This is a genomic window from Paenibacillus sp. V4I5 (assembly GCF_030817255.1).
Classification (GTDB): domain Bacteria; phylum Bacillota; class Bacilli; order Paenibacillales; family NBRC-103111; genus Paenibacillus_E.
Window position 1 is genome coordinate 5535863 of the sequence record NZ_JAUSZB010000002.1, and the last position, 17618, is coordinate 5553480.

General features: G+C 46.8%; 13 protein-coding genes and 1 pseudogene. 12 read left to right on the plus strand and 2 right to left on the minus strand.

All coding sequences use genetic code 11. From position 1 onward, the window contains the following. Positions 1–24: 24 nt before the first annotated feature. The 8 genes and pseudogenes from QFZ78_RS27290 (at position 25) to QFZ78_RS27325 (ending at position 10912) form a co-directional block, all read left to right on the plus strand. Positions 25–1683 carry a response regulator gene (locus QFZ78_RS27290; RefSeq protein ID WP_307552187.1) on the plus strand — a complete coding sequence of 553 codons (1659 nt, stop codon included), beginning with the start codon at positions 25–27 and terminating at the stop codon, positions 1681–1683. A 69-nt stretch (positions 1684–1752) separates the two neighbouring features. Then, positions 1753–3495, plus strand: coding sequence for a cache domain-containing sensor histidine kinase (locus QFZ78_RS27295; protein ID WP_373461144.1), 1743 nt, complete (start codon positions 1753–1755; stop codon positions 3493–3495). A gap of 49 nt (positions 3496–3544) precedes the next feature. Then, positions 3545–4528 (plus strand): substrate-binding domain-containing protein, encoded by a 984-nt coding sequence (locus tag QFZ78_RS27300; RefSeq protein WP_307552188.1) that lies wholly within the window; start codon positions 3545–3547, stop codon positions 4526–4528. A gap of 110 nt (positions 4529–4638) precedes the next feature. After that, on the plus strand, positions 4639–5712 hold the full coding sequence (locus tag QFZ78_RS27305; RefSeq protein ID WP_307552190.1) for a galactose ABC transporter substrate-binding protein: 1074 nt from the start codon (positions 4639–4641) through the stop codon (positions 5710–5712). Positions 5713–5856: 144 nt separating this feature from the next. Then, positions 5857–7374 carry a sugar ABC transporter ATP-binding protein gene (locus QFZ78_RS27310; RefSeq protein ID WP_307552192.1) on the plus strand — a complete coding sequence of 506 codons (1518 nt, stop codon included), beginning with the start codon at positions 5857–5859 and terminating at the stop codon, positions 7372–7374. Between the two features lie 18 nt (positions 7375–7392). Continuing rightward, positions 7393–8424, plus strand: coding sequence for a galactose/methyl galactoside ABC transporter permease MglC (gene mglC / locus QFZ78_RS27315; RefSeq protein WP_307552194.1), 1032 nt, complete (start codon positions 7393–7395; stop codon positions 8422–8424). 137 nt (positions 8425–8561) lie between these two features. Further along, on the plus strand, positions 8562–10292 hold the full coding sequence (locus QFZ78_RS27320) for a methyl-accepting chemotaxis protein (protein ID WP_307552196.1): 1731 nt from the start codon (positions 8562–8564) through the stop codon (positions 10290–10292). 291 nt (positions 10293–10583) lie between these two features. Continuing rightward, positions 10584–10912: pseudogene (locus tag QFZ78_RS27325) on the plus strand (23S rRNA (pseudouridine(1915)-N(3))-methyltransferase RlmH). A 15-nt stretch (positions 10913–10927) separates the two neighbouring features. On the opposite strand, the gene QFZ78_RS27330 reads toward QFZ78_RS27325, so the two are convergent. Continuing rightward, positions 10928–12019 carry a GntR family transcriptional regulator gene (locus QFZ78_RS27330; RefSeq protein ID WP_307552198.1) on the minus strand — a complete coding sequence of 364 codons (1092 nt, stop codon included), beginning with the start codon at positions 12017–12019 and terminating at the stop codon, positions 10928–10930. Positions 12020–12379: 360 nt separating this feature from the next. Between QFZ78_RS27330 and QFZ78_RS27335 the strand changes: the two genes are divergently transcribed. From QFZ78_RS27335 to QFZ78_RS27350, 4 genes are all read left to right on the plus strand, one after another. Then, on the plus strand, positions 12380–13996 hold the full coding sequence (locus QFZ78_RS27335; RefSeq protein ID WP_307552199.1) for a xylulokinase: 1617 nt from the start codon (positions 12380–12382) through the stop codon (positions 13994–13996). Between the two features lie 2 nt (positions 13997–13998). Then, the gene (locus QFZ78_RS27340; RefSeq protein WP_307552201.1) at positions 13999–14694 is read left to right on the plus strand and encodes an L-ribulose-5-phosphate 4-epimerase; all 696 of its coding nucleotides are present in this window, start codon (positions 13999–14001) and stop codon (positions 14692–14694) included. 42 nt (positions 14695–14736) lie between these two features. Then, positions 14737–16161, plus strand: coding sequence for an L-arabinose isomerase (araA, locus tag QFZ78_RS27345; protein ID WP_307552203.1), 1425 nt, complete (start codon positions 14737–14739; stop codon positions 16159–16161). A 290-nt stretch (positions 16162–16451) separates the two neighbouring features. After that, positions 16452–16643: a hypothetical protein gene (locus QFZ78_RS27350; protein ID WP_307552205.1), complete on the plus strand. Its 192-nt coding sequence runs from the start codon at positions 16452–16454 to the stop codon at positions 16641–16643. 122 nt (positions 16644–16765) lie between these two features. Here QFZ78_RS27350 and QFZ78_RS27355 read toward each other — a convergent pair whose 3' ends face one another. Beyond that, complete coding sequence (locus QFZ78_RS27355) at positions 16766–17230, minus strand: RidA family protein (protein WP_307552207.1); 465 nt, start codon at positions 17228–17230, stop codon at positions 16766–16768. Positions 17231–17618: the final 388 nt, after the last annotated feature.

Below are 17618 nucleotides of genomic sequence, written 5' to 3' on the forward strand. Positions count from 1 at the left end.
ACGGAAAGCTTTAGGAGGACGGACATGTACAAGCTGCTATTAGTGGATGACGAAGAGGACGTGCGAGAAGGTGTCGTCCGTGAGATAAATTGGGAAGCCATTGACTTTGAAGTGATAGAGAAGGCGGAGAACGGTAGGGAAGCGCTGGAAATGGTCGAGCGACTGCAGCCGGACGTGGTTGTGACGGATATTCAGATGCCGTTCATGAATGGGCTTCAGTTGGCAGAAGCGGTCCGTGAGCGCTTTCCGACGATTAAGCTCATCATCCTCACGGGGCATGATGAGTTCGAGTATGCCCAAAAGGCGATTAAGCTTCATATTGATGAATATGTGCTGAAGCCTTTTTCCGCGCAAGAGCTGATCAATGCTTTGCTAAAGGTGAAGGAGCAGATTCAGGAGGAAGTGTCCCATCGGGAAAATGTACAGCTGCTGAAGGAGCATTACCGCAAGAGCATGCCTGTGCTTAAGGAAAATTTCCTGGCGACCCTGATGAATCGGAAACTCCCGCGCGATGAAGTATACGAGAAGGCGGCGAACTACGGTATTGAGCTCAGTGGGAATAGTTATGTTGTAGCGGTGTTGAGCATCGATGGGGTGCTCATTCATGAAGAGGATTTGGAGAATCGCAGTGAGCTGGCGAAGTCCGTTTCTTTGAAATATTCGGAGGATCAGGCGTTGAAATATTTTGCCCTGCTGAATATTACCGAGGAGATTGCCGATAAACGACATCTTGGCCTTGTTTTCATGCATAACGATCAAGTGGTTGTACTAGCCGCGAGGGAGAGCATGGACAAAGAAGCTGCGCTTCAAGAAACGATGAAGGTGCTGGAAGAAGTACGGCAGAACGTAGAGAAATATTTGAAGTTTACACTTACCGTTGGAATTGGAACCGTTATGAAAGATGTAACTAAGATCAGCTATTCTTATGAAGATGCCGTGTTGGCGCTTGATTACCGGCTTATCTTAGGCAACAACCGCATGATCTACATCGATGATGTGGAGAAGCGAAACGTGGAGAAGATTCGTTTTGACGATGTGAAGGAGCATGCCTTGACGCGCTGCATTAAGGTCGGGACGAGTCAGGAGATTCGAGAGACGATGGATGAGCTTTTTCAAGGGATAGAGGGCGGTGTTTCCGTTAAGGACTACCAAATTTATTTACTCGAAATATTAACTTGTATCCTGAAAGCAGCCAAGGACTCGAACCTTAATGTCGATGAGGTATTTGGCGAGCATTTTATTCCATTTACAGAGATTAATAAATTCACATCCTTGGAAGAAGCCAAGCATTGGCTTGCCGAATTATGTGCCAGCATGATGAATCATATCGCGACGGGTCGTCAATATACGTACAAAAACCTGGTCGAAATGGCTAAGGATTATACGAAGAGCCACTATCACGAAGGTGATATTACAATTAATAAAGTGTGCGGCCACCTGCATATTAGCGCGGGATATTTCAGCAGTATTTTCAAGAAAGAGACGAAAATGACCTTCGTGAACTATTTGAACCATATTCGTATGGAAGCAGCCAAGGAGCTCTTGCGTTCTACGGATATGAAGCTACTTACGATCGCAGAGAAGGTTGGCTATGCCGATGCCAATTACTTCAGCTTTTCGTTCCGTAAAAATGTCGGTGTATCCCCCAAAGAGTATCGGAATAACAGTTCCAAAGGGCTTTAGTGTTAAAGGAGCGGGTGGTAAAGCTTGAAACGTAAAATGAGAAAGCTATTCGAGACCTTGTATAACGTAATGCTGGACACAATGAGGGTGAAAAGCATTCAATTTACGATTACGATGTCTTTTATTTTGATTACTGTGATCGTCATGTTGATCGTCTCGTTGGTGCTTTATAATAAATTTTCTAGAACCGCGGAAGAGAGTGCTTTTCTGAATACGCAGCAGGTGATCGAGCAGGTACAGTTTAACTTGGAACACTATATTAAAGGCATGGCGGACACCTTTGAGGTGGTTGATGCGAAAATTGCCAAAAGCCGTGGCATTCCTACGGACAAGCTTCTCGAGCAGCTGGAAACGATCGCAAGCACGCGCGAGGATATCGTATCTATTCATCTTTTTACAGCGGATGGTGGACTAGTGACCGGCATTCCCACGACCGAGATGCGTAAAAATACACGACTTCTGGAGCAGTCGTGGTTTAAGTCTGCGCTGGATAATCCGAACCATCTCACTTTTTCCCTGCCGCATATCCAGAACCTGTTCAAGGACCCGTACAAATGGGTCGTTTCCATGAGTAAAGGGGTTTCCATTGAGCAGAATGGGAAATGGGTGGATGCCGTACTCCTTGTGGATATTAATTTCAAGACACTGGACGATGTGTTTCGTACGGTTTCTCTTGGTAAAAAGGGCTACGTTTACATCATCGATGACTCTGCCGGTAACATTGTCTATCACCCGCAGCAGCAGCTTATTTATATTGGTTTGAAGTATGAAAATGTGGAGCAAGCGCTCAAATTCTCATATGGAAAATACATGGATATCAGCGATGGCGAGTCGCGGCTTAATGTAGTCAGGACGGTTAGTAACATCGGTTGGAAAATTATTGGCGTCTCCTACATGGATGAAATGGTTACTACACGCAAGGAAATTAGTACGTTCATGATTTGGCTTCTCGTCATTGTCCTTGTTTTCATTTTGTTGATCTCGTCCTTCATGTCTGCGCGTATTTCGCAGCCTATTAAGCGACTAAAGAAGTCGATGGAAATGGTCGAAAAGGGCCATTTTGACACCTATATTCATGTTCGGGGCGCTGATGAAGTGGAGCAGCTCTCGCGAAGATTTAATCTGATGGTCTCACGGGTTCGTGAACTGATGGATCAAAGCATCCATGAGCAGGAGACGAAGCGTAAGAACGAGCTGGAGGTACTGCAGTCTCAGATTAATCCGCATTTTTTGTACAATACACTCAATTCCGTTGTTCGTATGGTGGGTAATGGGAAGAATGAAGACGTCGTCAAAACCATCACGTCCTTGTCCAAGTTTTTCAGGATATCGCTGAGCAAGGGTAAAAATATCATTACAATCGGGGAAGAGATCGAGCACATTCGGAATTATTTGATTATCCAAAAGATGCGGTATAAGGATAAGTTCGATTACAAGATTCAGGTGGATGATGAGGTGCTGCCCTACAAGACGCTGAAGCTGATTTTACAACCTTTTGTGGAAAACGCGCTCTATCATGGCATTGAATATATGGTGGACGAAGGCCTCATTCACATATCAGTCGGCAAAGACAATGAGAAGATCCTATTCGAGATTCGGGATAACGGTGTCGGTATGTCGGAAGAAACACTCAAAAGCATCCTGACCGGTCAGGTGAAAAGTGAAAAAGGGTCTGGGGTAGGGCTGCGAAATGTGCATGAGCGCATCCAGTTATATTTCGGTTCGGAGTATGGGGTCAAGGTTGAAAGTGAGCTGGAAGAAGGAACTACCGTCAAGATTTGGATTCCTGCAGAGAGTGATTTTAATCTATGATTAAAGATCCCTATATAAAGTTCTTGAAGATGAATAGGAAGGAGAAGCCATGGATAAAACAATGAGAGTAAGACCCCTTCTATTTGCCGTTCTGGTAGCCGTCATCTCCTTGTCTTCCTGTTCCAAACAAACGGAGGAGACCACACCAACCGAGCAGAAGAAACATTTGGAGGTTGTACTCCGAAGTCAAAACGGTGATTACTGGAAGACGGTGAAGATCGGCGCCGAGGTGGCCGCGAAGGAGTTTGATGTTGCGCTGGATTTCCGTGCACCAGGCGATGAAGCGGACGTGAAGGGGCAAATCGCTTTAATGGAGCAATCGATCAGCAGCGGACCGGACGCCATTGTGTTGGCTCCTAACAGTTATAAGCAATTGTCCGGGGTTGTGGACGATGCGTCCATACGCGGAATTCCTGTCATCACGATTGACTCTGAAGTGGAGACACGTAAAGCCAAGAGCTTTATCGGGGCTAATAATTATGAGGCTGGACAGTTGGCTGGCAAACAACTCATCAAGTTGGCTGGGACAAGCGGTGATATTGCTATTGTTAGCTTTATGCAAGGAGAGCGCAATACAGAGCTTCGAGAAGAAGGTCTTTTGGAAGAATTAACTAAATATCCGGATATTAAGGTGATTGAAAAGGTTTACAGTATGACTGACTACGAGCTTGCTGCGCAGCTAACCCGTAATATGATGGGGAAGCATCCCCAATTAGACGGGATTGTTGCTTTGAATGAAATCTCCTCCATTGGCGTTGCGCATGCGATTCAGAGTATGAACCTTCAGGACAAAGTGAAAATCATCACATTTGATAGTACATCTGAAGAGCTGGAGATGCTGCAAGAGGGTGTCATCCAAGCGACGATCATTCAGAATCCATTCAGTATCGGGTATTTGGGTGTAAAGAACGCGGCTGAAGCTTCGAAAGGGAAGAAGGTGCCCAGCCGCGTGGATACAGGGATTAAAGCCATTGATCTGGGTAATATGTTCTGGTCGGATAATCAGAAGCTGCTGTTCCCTTTTATAAAGTGATGAGAATTTTGATAGAACATATGAGGATATTGCATTTGTTTTGATGTTTTGATCCAGTATAGTAGGGAATGTAAATAATAAACAACACACCTTTTAGGGAGGGTCTTACCTTGAAAAAATTGATTACACTTGCAGTAGCAGGCGCTTTGGTTGCAACCGTAGCAGGCTGTGGTAATAAAACTGAAACACCAACACCTGCTCCAGCAGCAACTGCCGGCGCAGCAGCAACTCCAAAAGCTGCAGACACAGCTAAAAAACCTACAATTGGTGTAGCCATCTACAAATTTGACGATACATTCATGTCTGGTGTTCGTGCCGCGATCGCTGATGCTGCTAAAGATAAAGCAACAGTTGATATCGTAGACAGCCAGAACTCACAACCGACTCAAAATGATAAAGTCGATCTTTTCATCACGAAAAAAGTAAACGCTCTAGCGATTAACGCAGTTGACCGTACAGCGGCAGGCGTTATCATCGACAAAGCAAAAGCTGCAAACGTTCCAGTTGTTTTCTTGAACCGTGAGCCACTTGCTGATGATATGAAGAAATGGGATAAAGTTTACTACGTAGGCGCTAAAGCTGAGCAATCCGGTACTATGGAAGGCCAACTGCTGGTTGACTACTTCAAAGCTCACCCAGAAGCGGATAAAAACAAAGACGGTAAAATCCAATACGTTATGCTGAAAGGCGAGCCAGGACATCAAGATGCTGAGCTTCGCACGAAGTTCTCCATCCAAGCGATCACTGATGCTGGTCTTGGTGTAGAAAAAGTAGCGGAAGATACAGCTATGTGGGACCGCGTTAAAGGTCAAGAAAAAATGGCAGCATTCTTAGCTTCCAGCGAAAATAAAATCGAAGCTGTTCTTGCGAACAACGATGATATGGCACTTGGCGCTATCGAAGCTTTGAAAGCAAAAGGCTATTTCAAAGACAACAAATTCCTACCGGTTGTAGGCGTAGATGCTACAGCTCCTGCTCTTCAAGCGCTTAGTGATGGCACATTGCTCGGAACGGTTCTGAACGATGCGAAAAACCAAGGTGCAGCAACAACGAATGTAGCAGCAGCACTTGCTAACGGTAAAACACCAAGCAAAGAAACAACAGGCTACGATGTAACTGACGGCAAATATGTATGGATTTCCTACAAAAAGATTACAAAAGCTAACATGAACGAAGCGAAGTAATCCGAATAGAAGCGGGCAAGAGCAGCGATGTATCATACGCGGGCGCTCTTGCCTTCCTTATTTGGGAACCCATGCAAAGGTAAAGAGACAACGAAGAAAGGCTTCACTTTGTGGGGATTATCGTGAGCTGTAGGGGGAGTTACCATGACTGAACATGACTATTTATTGGAAATGAATCAAATCTCCAAAGAATTCCCCGGCGTCAAAGCGCTGGATAACGTTACCCTCAAAGTTCGCCCGGGAAGCGTGCATGCGCTGATGGGAGAGAACGGTGCGGGCAAATCGACGCTGATGAAATGCTTGTTCGGTATTTATAAGCCGGATGGTGGAGAAATCAAATTGAATGGCGAAGTTGTTTCCATTCAAAGTTCGAAAGATGCTTTATCAAGCGGCATTTCCATGATCCATCAGGAGCTTCATCCGGTTCCTCATCGTAACGTAATGGAGAATATTTGGCTTGGCAGATTTCCGCTAAAAGGGATCGGACCTTTGAAATTAGTGGATCATAAGAAGATGCGCAGAGATACAGAGAGCTTATTCAAACAGCTCCAGATGGATATTAATCCGGACACACTGGTAGGAACATTATCTGTTTCTAAGGTGCAGTCCATTGAAATTGCCAAGGCTGTGTCATTCAATTCGAAAGTCATTGTTATGGATGAGCCGACTTCTTCACTAACGGGTAACGAAGTTGAGCAGCTGTTTCGCATCATTCGCGACCTGAGAAGTCGTGGCGTTTCGATCATCTATATTTCACATAAAATGGAAGAAATTCTTGAAATTTCTGATGAAGTGACGATTATGCGAGACGGTACCAAGATCGGTACGTGGGCTTCGTCGGAGTTAACGACCGACATGATTATTTCGAAGATGGTCGGACGAGATCTGAAGGAGCGTTTCCCTGAGCGCAGCAATGTGCCGAACGGTGTATTAATGAAAGTCGAAGGACTGACTTCTATCATTCCAAGATCATTTAAGAACGTATCCTTTGATCTTCGTAAGGGAGAGATTCTTGGAGTCGGCGGTCTTGTTGGTGCTCAGCGGACGGAGTTGATTGAAGCTTTGTTCGGGATGAGAGGTGTTGCTTCCGGCAGCATTTCCATGCATGGCAAGCAAGTGAAGCTCAAGTCGCCGATCGATGCTATTAAGCAGAAAATCGCTTTGCTCACGGAAGAGCGTCGTGTAACGGGTATTTTCCCCGTACTATCTGTTCTTGAAAACACCGTGATTGCGAATTTGGGCAGGTATATGAATCCACTGGGCTTTATTAACGAAGCTAAACGTAAAGTAGAAGTCGAACGAAGTATCGATATGCTTCGGGTGAAGACACCGAATATGCACGCGTTGATCAAGAACCTGTCAGGTGGTAACCAACAAAAGGTGCTGCTTGCCAGATGGCTGCTCACAGAACCGGACGTGCTTCTGCTTGATGAACCGACACGGGGAATTGACGTAGGTGCTAAATTCGAAATTTACTCCATCATCGCTGACCTTGCGAAGCAGGGGAAAAGTATTATCATGATCTCTTCTGAAATGCCCGAACTGTTAGGGATGTCAGACCGAATCATGGTCATGTGTGAAGGACGCCTTACAGGCATTGTAGAAGGAAATAAAGCAACGGAAGAAGAGATCATGCGCCTTGCTGCACAGCATATGGCATAATGGAGGGGGCCAAGAACCATGAGTACGAAGACAGAAACATTGAAATCCAGAGACATTAGTGGGTTCGTCACCAAATACGCAATCTACATCGTGCTAGTCGTGTTAGTTATCGGTATCGCGATATATGATCCACGCTTTTTATCCGTAAATATCCTTCGAGATATTTTACTGCAGTCATCCACACGCGTCATTATCGCCTTGGGTGCGGCATTCATCTTGATCACAGGGGGAACCGACCTTTCGACAGGACGTATCGTCGGCTTGACCGCCGTTATCTCCGCTTCCATGCTGCAAACGCAGGAGTATGGTCGAAGATTTTTCCCGAATTTGCCGGAACTGCCATTGATCGTGCCGATTCTTATTGCGATTGCAGCCGGTCTATTAGTAGGTTTGATCAATGGGATCATTGTTGCAAAATTCAAGGTTCCACCGTTCATCGCAACTTTGGGTACGATGGTAGCCGTATACGGAGCTAACTCCTTATACTTTGATATGAAACCGAATCAGTCACAGCCGATTGGCGGATTAAGATCAGATTTCAGTCAGCTGGGAACAGGCGCGATCGGAACCGGTTCAACTTATTCCATTCCTTACATTGTCATTATTGCCATTGTTGTATCTATCATCGTTTGGATTGTGTTCAACAAAACGAAGCTGGGGAAATATATGTACGCCATCGGCGGGAACATTCACGCAGCGGTCGTTTCAGGTATTAACGTAAACCGTTACCTCATCTACATCTATGCGATTGCTGGCGCTTTGTATGGTCTGGCAGGGGTGCTGGAAGCAGCAAGAACGGGTGGCGCAACGAATAACTACGGGAATATGTACGAGCTTGATGCAATCGCAGCTTGCGTCGTCGGTGGTGTATCCACTTCCGGTGGTATCGGAACTGTACCTGGTGTTCTTGCAGGGGTTTTAATTTTCAGCGTTATCAACTATGGTTTGACGTTTATCGGAATTAGTCCTTACTGGCAGTTGATTATTAAAGGTGTAATTATCGTCGCGGCTGTTGCCTTCGATATGCGCAAATACATGAATTCCATATAATTATAGTTAAACACCAAGAACGCTCCATCTCATTTGGTTATAGGTAATAATGTGAAACAGGCTGTCGCGATTTAACGACAGCCTGTTATCCTGTATAAAATGAAAGCGATTACTGACGTCTGTAGGAGGGCATAGTCATGGCAAATCGTAATTCGGCTAGCTGGAGAAAGCGACTATTTTCGGTTTCTTTGAGAATTAAAATTGTAGGCACATTTGTTATTGTATCTTTACTCGTTGCAGTAACCAGCGGCATGTCGTATACATACTTGAATAAAGTGGATAGTTCTTATTCCAAGCTCTTGAATGATAATGTCACTATTCTTCGAAATGTCTCTGAGATCAAAGAGAAAACGCAAATACAGAACAGCATGCTGTTCGGATACGTTTTAGACCCTACGAAGGACAAAGAGAAGCTTTTGACGGAAATGAATGGAACACTTTCTTCGATCATTACTCAGATGGGAGAGGTTTCGAAGAACGAGGATGAGCAAAGTGCTATCCAATCCATGGTAGACTCGAACATGACATTTGCTCGTCTAGTGAAGAAAGTGACGGAATACGCAGACAAAGGGAATGTGGCTTTAGCCAAAGCTGAAGCGATGCAGTGGGCTATTCCGACAACGGAAACATTGACGCAGGCTGCCGCGAAGATTGAAGAGCTGGAAAGGAAAGTCCAGGAGGAAGCTTCTGCACGCAATCATGATGTGGTAGTATCGACCGTTCAAACGTTGATCTGGGTCAGTGTCGCAGCTTTTCTTTTCGCCTTGGCCATCGGCCTCTTGCTATCTCGCATGATTGTCAATCCCATACGTTCTATGGTACAAGCGGCTGAACGAATTGCAGCATGCGATTTAACGGTTGGTGACATTAACGTCAAGAATAGGGACGAATTACGACATTTGGCTACCGCTTTTAATCAAATGAAAGCCAATCTGCATAGCTTAATTAGTCAGGTAGGAAGCAGTGCCCAGCACGTCGCTGCTGCATCGGAGGCGCTTAGCAGCAATTCTGAACAAGTTAGCGAATCTTCGGAACGTATTACATACACAGTCCAGGACATTTCGATGGGTACGGATGCGCAAGTGCGTAGTGTACACTTGGGAGTCTCCATCATGGAGGAAATGTCAGCAGCCGTCATTCAGATTGCAAGTGTCACGCAGTCGGCTAACCAGCAGTCTTTCCTCGCACAGAAAGAGGCAGGGGAGGGCAATGAGGCTGTCGAGACAGCGATAACGCAGATGAATGCTATCTATCAGAAGATGATGGAACTTGCTGAATCCGTACAGAGGCTCGGTCAACGGTCTGAACAAATCGTCAATGCGAATTCGATGATTGCAGGTATTGCGCGGCAGACGAACATGCTTGCGCTCAATGCCTCCATTGAAGCGGCACGCGCTGGAGCCGCTGGTAAAGGCTTTGCGGTCGTCGCCGACGAGGTCCGCAAGTTATCTATGCAGACGGGAGCAGCTGCGGAAGAAGTCGCTCATCTTGTTTCCAGTATTCAGGATGAAACAAGAGAGGTTGTTAGTTCCACCGAGGCTGGGAGCCGAGAGGTGCAGACGGGACTTGAAGTGGTCGGCGTAGCGCGGGATACCTTCAAACGTATTCGCGGTGCGATGGACGAAGTTGCAAGGCAGATCGAGGAAGTGGCGGGAAGTTCGGCCGATATTTCCGAGAAGACACGCGCAGCAACGGATGTGATTCGCGCGATCGATGAAGTCGCCGGACAGACCGCTGCGGGAGCAAGAAATGTATCTTCCAACATCGAGGGTCAGTACGCAAGCATGGAGGAGATCGTCTCCTCGGCGACAGTACTGAACAGCATGGCTGCTGATTTGCAGACATTAATCGGAAGATTCCGCGTGTGAGGAGTATAGCTGACTCCGATAAGGCTCTTAGGACGTGAAACGGCGAAATAACGGATCCTCGTTCCTCTTAGCTCGTGAAAATGGGGTATTTTCCGCAAATAAGGCATCCACGTTCCGTTTGCGGAACATGCAATCGTAACTAGCTTTTAACACAAACAAGGACCTGAGGCAGCGCCTCAGGTCCTTTATTTACAGATAAGAATTTAGAGCATTCTGTTGGATTAACTCCAATGAAAGCGGGCAAATAAAGTGAATGAACCTGATTTGATTGTATTTTATCCAATGGAGCAAATGAGAGGAGATTGTCGGTTATGTGTATACAAGATATTAACCGTAGGGAAATTGAAGGAGCGCTATCTCGTGGACCGGATCGTGGAGTATGTGAAGCGCATTGGGCCGTATGCCAAGGTGCAAATGATAGAGGTGCTGGACGATAAGGCACCGGAGAGCATGAGCCCTGCTGAGGAGCAACAGGTGTGTATGAAGGAGAGCAATCAGTGGCCTTTGTGATCTGCGGCTTGCTGGAGCTATCGAGCGAGCTGCCGCACCAGCTGATGCGGTTGGTGCGGCAGATTTATCGAGCTATGCGGATAAATCGGGGGGAACCGTATCACAAGTAATAACACAGTCCATGACTATTCCACTTCGATCGCTTTTACGGTTTCGCCCTCAATTAATACGGGCTGGTAGTAGGTGTTGGTGGGCAAGTCTTTTTTGCCTTGTAAATTCTTAATGACCCAGTCCGCTGCGTCGCGTCCCATTTGTTCTTGGGGGTGGGTCAGCGTCGTTAGTTTGATATTCGCGTTTTTGGCGATATATGAATTGTCCTGGCCAATGATGGATAGCTCGTCTGGAATGGAGATACCCAGTTTTCTGCAGACATGTACGACTTCCAAGCCTACCTCGTCGTTGTAACACACAAGCGCAGTCAAGTCATCCCGATTGTCGTTCAGATACACTTCCAAGTTAGCGGACAGGTCCGACTTCGTCGCCGTATCGAAAGAAAGCACATGCTCTTGCTGGAACCGTAATTTGGCTTCCCCAAGAGCCTTGATAAATCCCTTCATTCTATACTTCCCTTGCAAATCATCCATTTTCGAGATGATGCCGATCTGGGTATGTCCTTTGGCAATCAGCTCCCGAGTTGCTAGATAGCTGGACTGCACGTCATCCAGACAGAAGAAAGGAACCTCCAACTCTTCATAATAGGCATTGATCATCGTGAACGGAACCTCACGCTCCTTAAAAGACAGGTAGTAAGCGATATTGGGGTTGTATACATTGCTTCTGGTAGGTTCTATAATCAGTCCATCCACACCGTAGGACAGCATCATTTCTAACGCCTTTTTTTCCTGGGAGATATCGTTATTTGTACTGGCTAACAGCAAGGAATAGTTATCTTCATTCAATCGCCTTTCAATGCCGCGGATAATGGAGGGAAAGATGTAATCCGAGATATAGGTCGTGATGACGCCAATCGTTTTATTCATGGCTTTCCCACCCGTTTTGGACCGGTATTGGGTGCTGACGTACGTGCCGGATCCTTTCTCGCTTCTTAGGAAACCCTCGTTCGATAACTCCAAAATAGCCTTTCTAACCGTCTGCCGGCTAACGTTGTAGTCCTCCTGCAAAGCGAATTCCGAAGGGATTTTCTCGCCTGCTTTGTACGTTCCCGAGAGGATATTACTTTTAATCTCATCTATGATGATCTGGTACTTTGGCTTCATGCCATCCACTTCTTTCATCGTTGTTCGAAAAGTTGTACGTACACATTCTAACATAAATTGCATGAAATGCAAATGAAGTGATACTTATTTATGATTTCGACGGTACAAATTCCATGCTTATCCTAAGGGAGACGCTACGAGGAGACGAATAGGGATGGTACTGCAATTTATGTTAGTATAACTATTATATTATATTGACAAATGTACGTACAGAAAATATACTAAGGCTATCAGTAAGAGAAAGCGCCTTCTTTCGATCGAAATCGTTCGTTTGTCTCATCGAGTGAACGGTTCGATCGGAATCAGGCTATTATACGCGTTTGGGTTTAAGCCACGAACAGAGAGGGGAGATACGTGATTATGAATCATGTAGACTTGAAAGAAGCGATAACCAAGGGTGAAACTTCGCTAGGTATCGAATTCGGATCTACGCGGATCAAAGCGGTGTTGATCGATCGTCGTTTCGAGACCATCGCATCGGGAAGCTATGAGTGGGAAAATCTGTTGAAAGACGGATATTGGACGTACAGCCAGGAGGATATTATTAAAGGCCTCCAAACCGCTTATCGTGAAATGAAGCAGGAAGTGGAACGGAATTACGGGGTCACCCTCCGGACCGTGGGTTCGATCGGGTTTTCCGCTATGATGCACGGCTATATGGCATTCGACAGCACGGGTGAGCTGCTGGTACCGTTTCGGACTTGGCGCAACGCAACAACCGGCGCGGCAGCTAGGGAATTAACGGACTTGTTCCAATTTAATATCCCCGAGCGCTGGAGTATCGCTCATTTGTACCAAGCGATATTAAATCAAGAGGAACATGTGCCTCGCATTGATTTCGTAACAACGCTGGCTGGATATATACACTGGCTGCTGACCGGCAATAAAGCGATCGGCATCGGAGATGCTTCCGGCATCTTCCCTATTGATGAAGCAAGCCGTAATTACCATCCATCGATGGTTAAGCAATTCGATGAACTTATCGCAGCCAAAGGCTATCCGTGGAAGCTTGAGGATCTTCTTCCTAAAGTATATCTCTCCGGCGAGCAAGCTGGTGATCTAACGGAGATGGGGGCCGGCATTCTGGACCTGGCCGGGGATCTGCAGCCTGGTATTCGGCTATGTCCTCCAGAGGGCGATGCCGGCACAGGCATGGTTGCGACGAATAGCGTCAGGAAGCGTACGGGTAACATTTCCGTGGGCACTTCCGTTTTTGCGATGATTGTATTGGAGAAAGAATTATCCAAGGTTTATCCGGAGATCGATATGGTCACGACGCCGAACGGTAGTCCGGTCGGCATGGTGCATGCCAACAACTGCTCCAGCGATCTCAACGCCTGGATGGGATTGTTCCGTGAATTCTCCGAAGCCATGGGATACGGCGTAGATTCCAGCAAATTGTTCAGCGTGCTATTGAATAAGGCATTGGAAGCCGACTCGGATGGCGGAGGTTTGCTTAGCTACGGTTATCTCTCGGGCGAGAATATTACGGGAATCGACAAAGGCCGGCCGTTGTTCGTTCGCTCGCCAGAAAGCAACTTTAATCTGGCTAATTTCATGCGAACGCACTTATTCACTGCTTTCGGAGCATTGAAGCTCGGAATGGACATTTTGACCGAAAACGAACAAGTGGCCATTGACAGCATTTTGGCTCATGGCGGCCTATTCAAGACTCCTGTCGTCGGGCAAAAAATCTTAGCGGGCGCGCTGAACGTACCGATCTCGGTCATGTCCACGGCCGGCGAAGGCGGGGCATGGGGCATGGCGCTTCTGGCTTCATATATGATCAACAAGGATCAAGAAGAGAGCCTGGATAACTTCCTCGAGCAAAAGGTCTTTAAAAATGTCGAAGGACAGGAGATTGCTCCGGATGCAACGGATGTAAAAGGGTTCCAAGCATTCATCAAACGATACCAAGCAGGGTTGGCCATCGAACAGGCCGCAGTAGACCATCTGCTAGAGAACGGGAGGGACTAACGTTGTTAGAACAACTGAAAGAAGAGGTATATCAAGCGAATCTGGATTTGCCGAAGCACGGACTCGTAAAATTTACTTGGGGCAATGCGAGCGCCATCGATCGGGAAAGCGGCCTGTTCGTGATCAAACCGAGCGGAGTCAGCTATGAAAAGATGAAACCGAGCGACATGGTTGTTGTGGATCTCGACGGTAATGTGGTCGAGGGAGAGCTGAGACCTTCCTCCGATACCGCGACTCACGCCGTGTTGTACAAACACTATCCGCAAATCGGCGGCATCGTGCATACCCACTCGACCTGGGCAACCATCTGGGCGCAAGCGGGATTGGATGTACCCGTCATGGGAACGACGCATGCGGACACCTTCTATGGCGCCGTGCCTTGCGCCCGTTTCTTGAACCAAAAGGAGATTGACCGGGGGTACGAAGCGGAGACGGGCCGTGTCATCATCGAAACGTTCGAGGAGCGCGGGCTGGATGTCATGGCAATCCCGGCCGTCCTGCTCCAGGGACATGCGCCTTTCACTTGGGGGAAAGATGCGAAATCGGCAGTCGTGAACAGCGTCGTGCTGGAGGAAGTTTGCAAAATGAATTTGTACGCGCGGCAATTGAATCATTTTGCAAAAGAACTGCCTCAAGGTATTCTGGATAAACACTATCTTCGGAAACATGGGAAAGATGCCTACTACGGGCAGAAGTAATAGCCTTACTTATTATTAAATACAGAAAAGAGGATGATTAAGATGTCAATAACAGCAGCTAAACAGTTTTGGTTCGTCGTAGGTTCGCAACATCTGTACGGGGAAGAAGCGCTGGCTGAAGTAAAAGCTCACGCGCAGACAATGACAGATGCCTTGAATAATAGCGGTGTGCTCCCTTATCCGCTTGTCTTGCAGGACCTGGCAATAAGCGCGGATAAAATTACAAGCATCATGAAAGAGGTCAACTATCGCGATGAAGTGGCGGGTGTCATCACATGGATGCATACGTTCTCGCCTGCAAAAATGTGGATTCGCGGTACGAAAATGCTGCAGAAGCCTCTGCTTCACTTGGCAACCCAGTTCAATGAAAGCATTCCTTGGGCAACGATTGACATGGACTTCATGAACCTGAACCAAGCCGCTCACGGCGATCGCGAATACGGCTTCATTAATGCCCGTCTGAAGAAACAAAATAAAATCGTCGTAGGCTACTGGGAACGTCCGGAAGTGCAGCAGCAGATTGCGGATTGGATGGACGTAGCGGTTGCCTATAACGAAAGCTTCAACATCAAAGTCGCCCGTTTCGGCGACAACATGCGCAACGTTGGCGTTACGGAAGGGGACAAGGTCGAGGCCCAAATTCAATTCGGATGGACCGTGGACTACTACGGCATCGGCGACCTCGTACAATACGTGAATGCCGTTACAGAGCAAGAAATTGATGATCTGATGGGCCAGTATGCGGAGCTCTACGAATTCGATTACGGCACGAACAGTAAAGAAGCCTGGGAAGCGAGCGTCAGAATCCAAGCGAGCTATGAAATTGCCATCAAACGTTTCTTGGATGAGAAAGGTTATAATGCCTTCACGACGAACTTCGAAGATTTGCATGGAATGAAACAGCTTCCTGGTCTTGCCGTCCAACGTCTGATGGCGCAAGGCTACGGCTTTGCCGGCGAGGGCGACTGGAAGACGGCTGCGATCGATCGCTTGCTGAAAGTGATGAGCCGCAATCAAAACACAGGCTTTATGGAGGATTACACTTACGAGATGGCGGCTGGTCAGGAAGCGATCCTGCAATCCCATATGCTCGAAGTAGATCCGAGCTTGGCAAGCAACAAACCGACAATCATTGTTTCCCCACTCGGAATCGGCGATCGTGAAGATCCGGCGCGTCTGGTATTCGACGGTAAAGCCGGAGAAGGCGTCGTCGTATCCATGGCGGACTTCGGCACTCATTATAAATTGCTGATCAACGAGGTTTCCGCATTCGAGCCGACGGTTGCGGCTCCTAAGCTTCCCGTGGCTCGTGTACTCTGGAGCGTGAAGCCGAACTTCCAGGATGGCGTGAAAGCCTGGATAGAGAATGGTGGCGGCCACCATACCGTCGTTTCCTTGAACCTGACGACAGACCAAATCGTGACCTACGCCAAGCTGGTTAACTTGGAATACGTCGTTATTAAGTAGTCTATAATTAAGGCGAAAAGAAGGCGGACCCGAGACAATCGAGGAGTTCAGAACTGATGGCGGATCCCGAAAAGGAGAAGCTGGACAGCGGGACGTCGCCGCTTCCTTGAGCAAAATGTAAAAACCGTTTCTTTCGTAAATGGCTGATCATTATGCACAGTTGACTCCTATTTCTGAATTTATTGGAGTGCTGGCATCACATTTAGGTAATTTCCTTATAAATCTCGCTACATCCATTTAGTGGAATACTCAACACTTTGGACAGAACATCGTGATAAGTGGGCTTATATATGTATGACTTGAAGGGTACCGGTTCATTCAAAGTCAGAGCGAGAGAGATTGATAATTTTTACCAAGACGTTGTGCCGATACTTGGAACAATCCCTCAAATGAATGACGCGAGCTTACAATTCCTTCGTAATGTACACAAAATTGTTGCTGAAGCGATTGGGAATTATGGCGGGAAATTGTCGGATTTGTAATTGCTAAGGGCATCCAAAAGGATGCCCTTTTTAGCCGTTATAGTGTTTACGGTGAACCTTACCATAAGTAAGGCTAATTGGACCGTCAGGTTGATCCTGACGGTTTTTCTTTATTCTAGTGCCTAATCTCGCACTTCTACGATAAGTTCAATTTCCACCGGTGTGTGAAAGGGCAGATCGCTTGTACCAATTGCTGAACGAGCATGTTTACCCTGCTCACCGAACACTTCCACAAGCAAGTCGGACGCGCCGTTGATGACATAGGGTTGATCGCCAAAGCCCGGTGCGCTGTTGACGAAAGCAAGCATTTTCACGACTTTAACAACTCGATCCAAATCTCCCAGATATCCCTTCATAACAGATAAGCAATTGATAATGGTTTGACGAGCTGCTGCTTGTCCTTGCTCGATGGATACTTCACGGCCAAGTTTACCTTCATACATCAGCTCGCCGTTAATACGACAATCCTGACCGGATAAATAAATGAGATTCCCAGTTTGATTGCAAGGAATATACGTGAAACGTGGTTCTGGGGATGGGGGAAGTGTGATGCCTAGCTCTTGTAGACGTTGTTCAATTTGGGACATAGTATTGACCTCCAAGTCATTGGATGATTAAATCGAGTCTTTCGATTCATTTGTTATGCCTCTTTACTCAGGATCCATGGTCGCCAGTTTTCGGTAATAAAGTCATTCAGCGACTAATACATGAAAGTGAGCATCCTGGTTGCCAATGTTGTATTTTCTGCAACAATTCCCACTCCCAAAGGCATTTTGGCATGTTGAAGTTGTAGTTTGTGCAACATTTCGAACCCTTTTGTTGCGAAATGACCTATATGGGGCTCAATTGTTGTACATTATGCAACATCGAGGGAAACAGGCGGGATTTAGGCAGCAATTGTTGCAATTACTACAACATCATTCAACCGAGAATAGGGATTCATCCTTCCATTCATTCATCCGTCAACCTTAAGTA

Bases quoted from the DNA above. Each gene is read 5' to 3' on its own strand.
- QFZ78_RS27350 (WP_307552205.1), top strand. From the start codon at position 16,452: ATGTATGACTTGAAGGGTACCGGTTCATTCAAAGTCAGAGCGAGAGAG.
- QFZ78_RS27310 (WP_307552192.1), top strand. From the start codon at position 5,857: ATGACTGAACATGACTATTTATTGGAAATGAATCAAATCTCCAAAGAA.
- QFZ78_RS27330 (WP_307552198.1), bottom strand. From the start codon at position 12,019: ATGAAGCCAAAGTACCAGATCATCATAGATGAGATTAAAAGTAATATC.
- QFZ78_RS27290 (WP_307552187.1), top strand. From the start codon at position 25: ATGTACAAGCTGCTATTAGTGGATGACGAAGAGGACGTGCGAGAAGGT.
- QFZ78_RS27300 (WP_307552188.1), top strand. From the start codon at position 3,545: ATGGATAAAACAATGAGAGTAAGACCCCTTCTATTTGCCGTTCTGGTA.
- QFZ78_RS27320 (WP_307552196.1), top strand. From the start codon at position 8,562: ATGGCAAATCGTAATTCGGCTAGCTGGAGAAAGCGACTATTTTCGGTT.
- mglC (WP_307552194.1), top strand. From the start codon at position 7,393: ATGAGTACGAAGACAGAAACATTGAAATCCAGAGACATTAGTGGGTTC.
- araA (WP_307552203.1), top strand. From the start codon at position 14,737: ATGTCAATAACAGCAGCTAAACAGTTTTGGTTCGTCGTAGGTTCGCAA.
- QFZ78_RS27335 (WP_307552199.1), top strand. From the start codon at position 12,380: ATGAATCATGTAGACTTGAAAGAAGCGATAACCAAGGGTGAAACTTCG.
- QFZ78_RS27355 (WP_307552207.1), bottom strand. From the start codon at position 17,230: ATGTCCCAAATTGAACAACGTCTACAAGAGCTAGGCATCACACTTCCC.
- QFZ78_RS27295 (WP_373461144.1), top strand. From the start codon at position 1,753: ATGCTGGACACAATGAGGGTGAAAAGCATTCAATTTACGATTACGATG.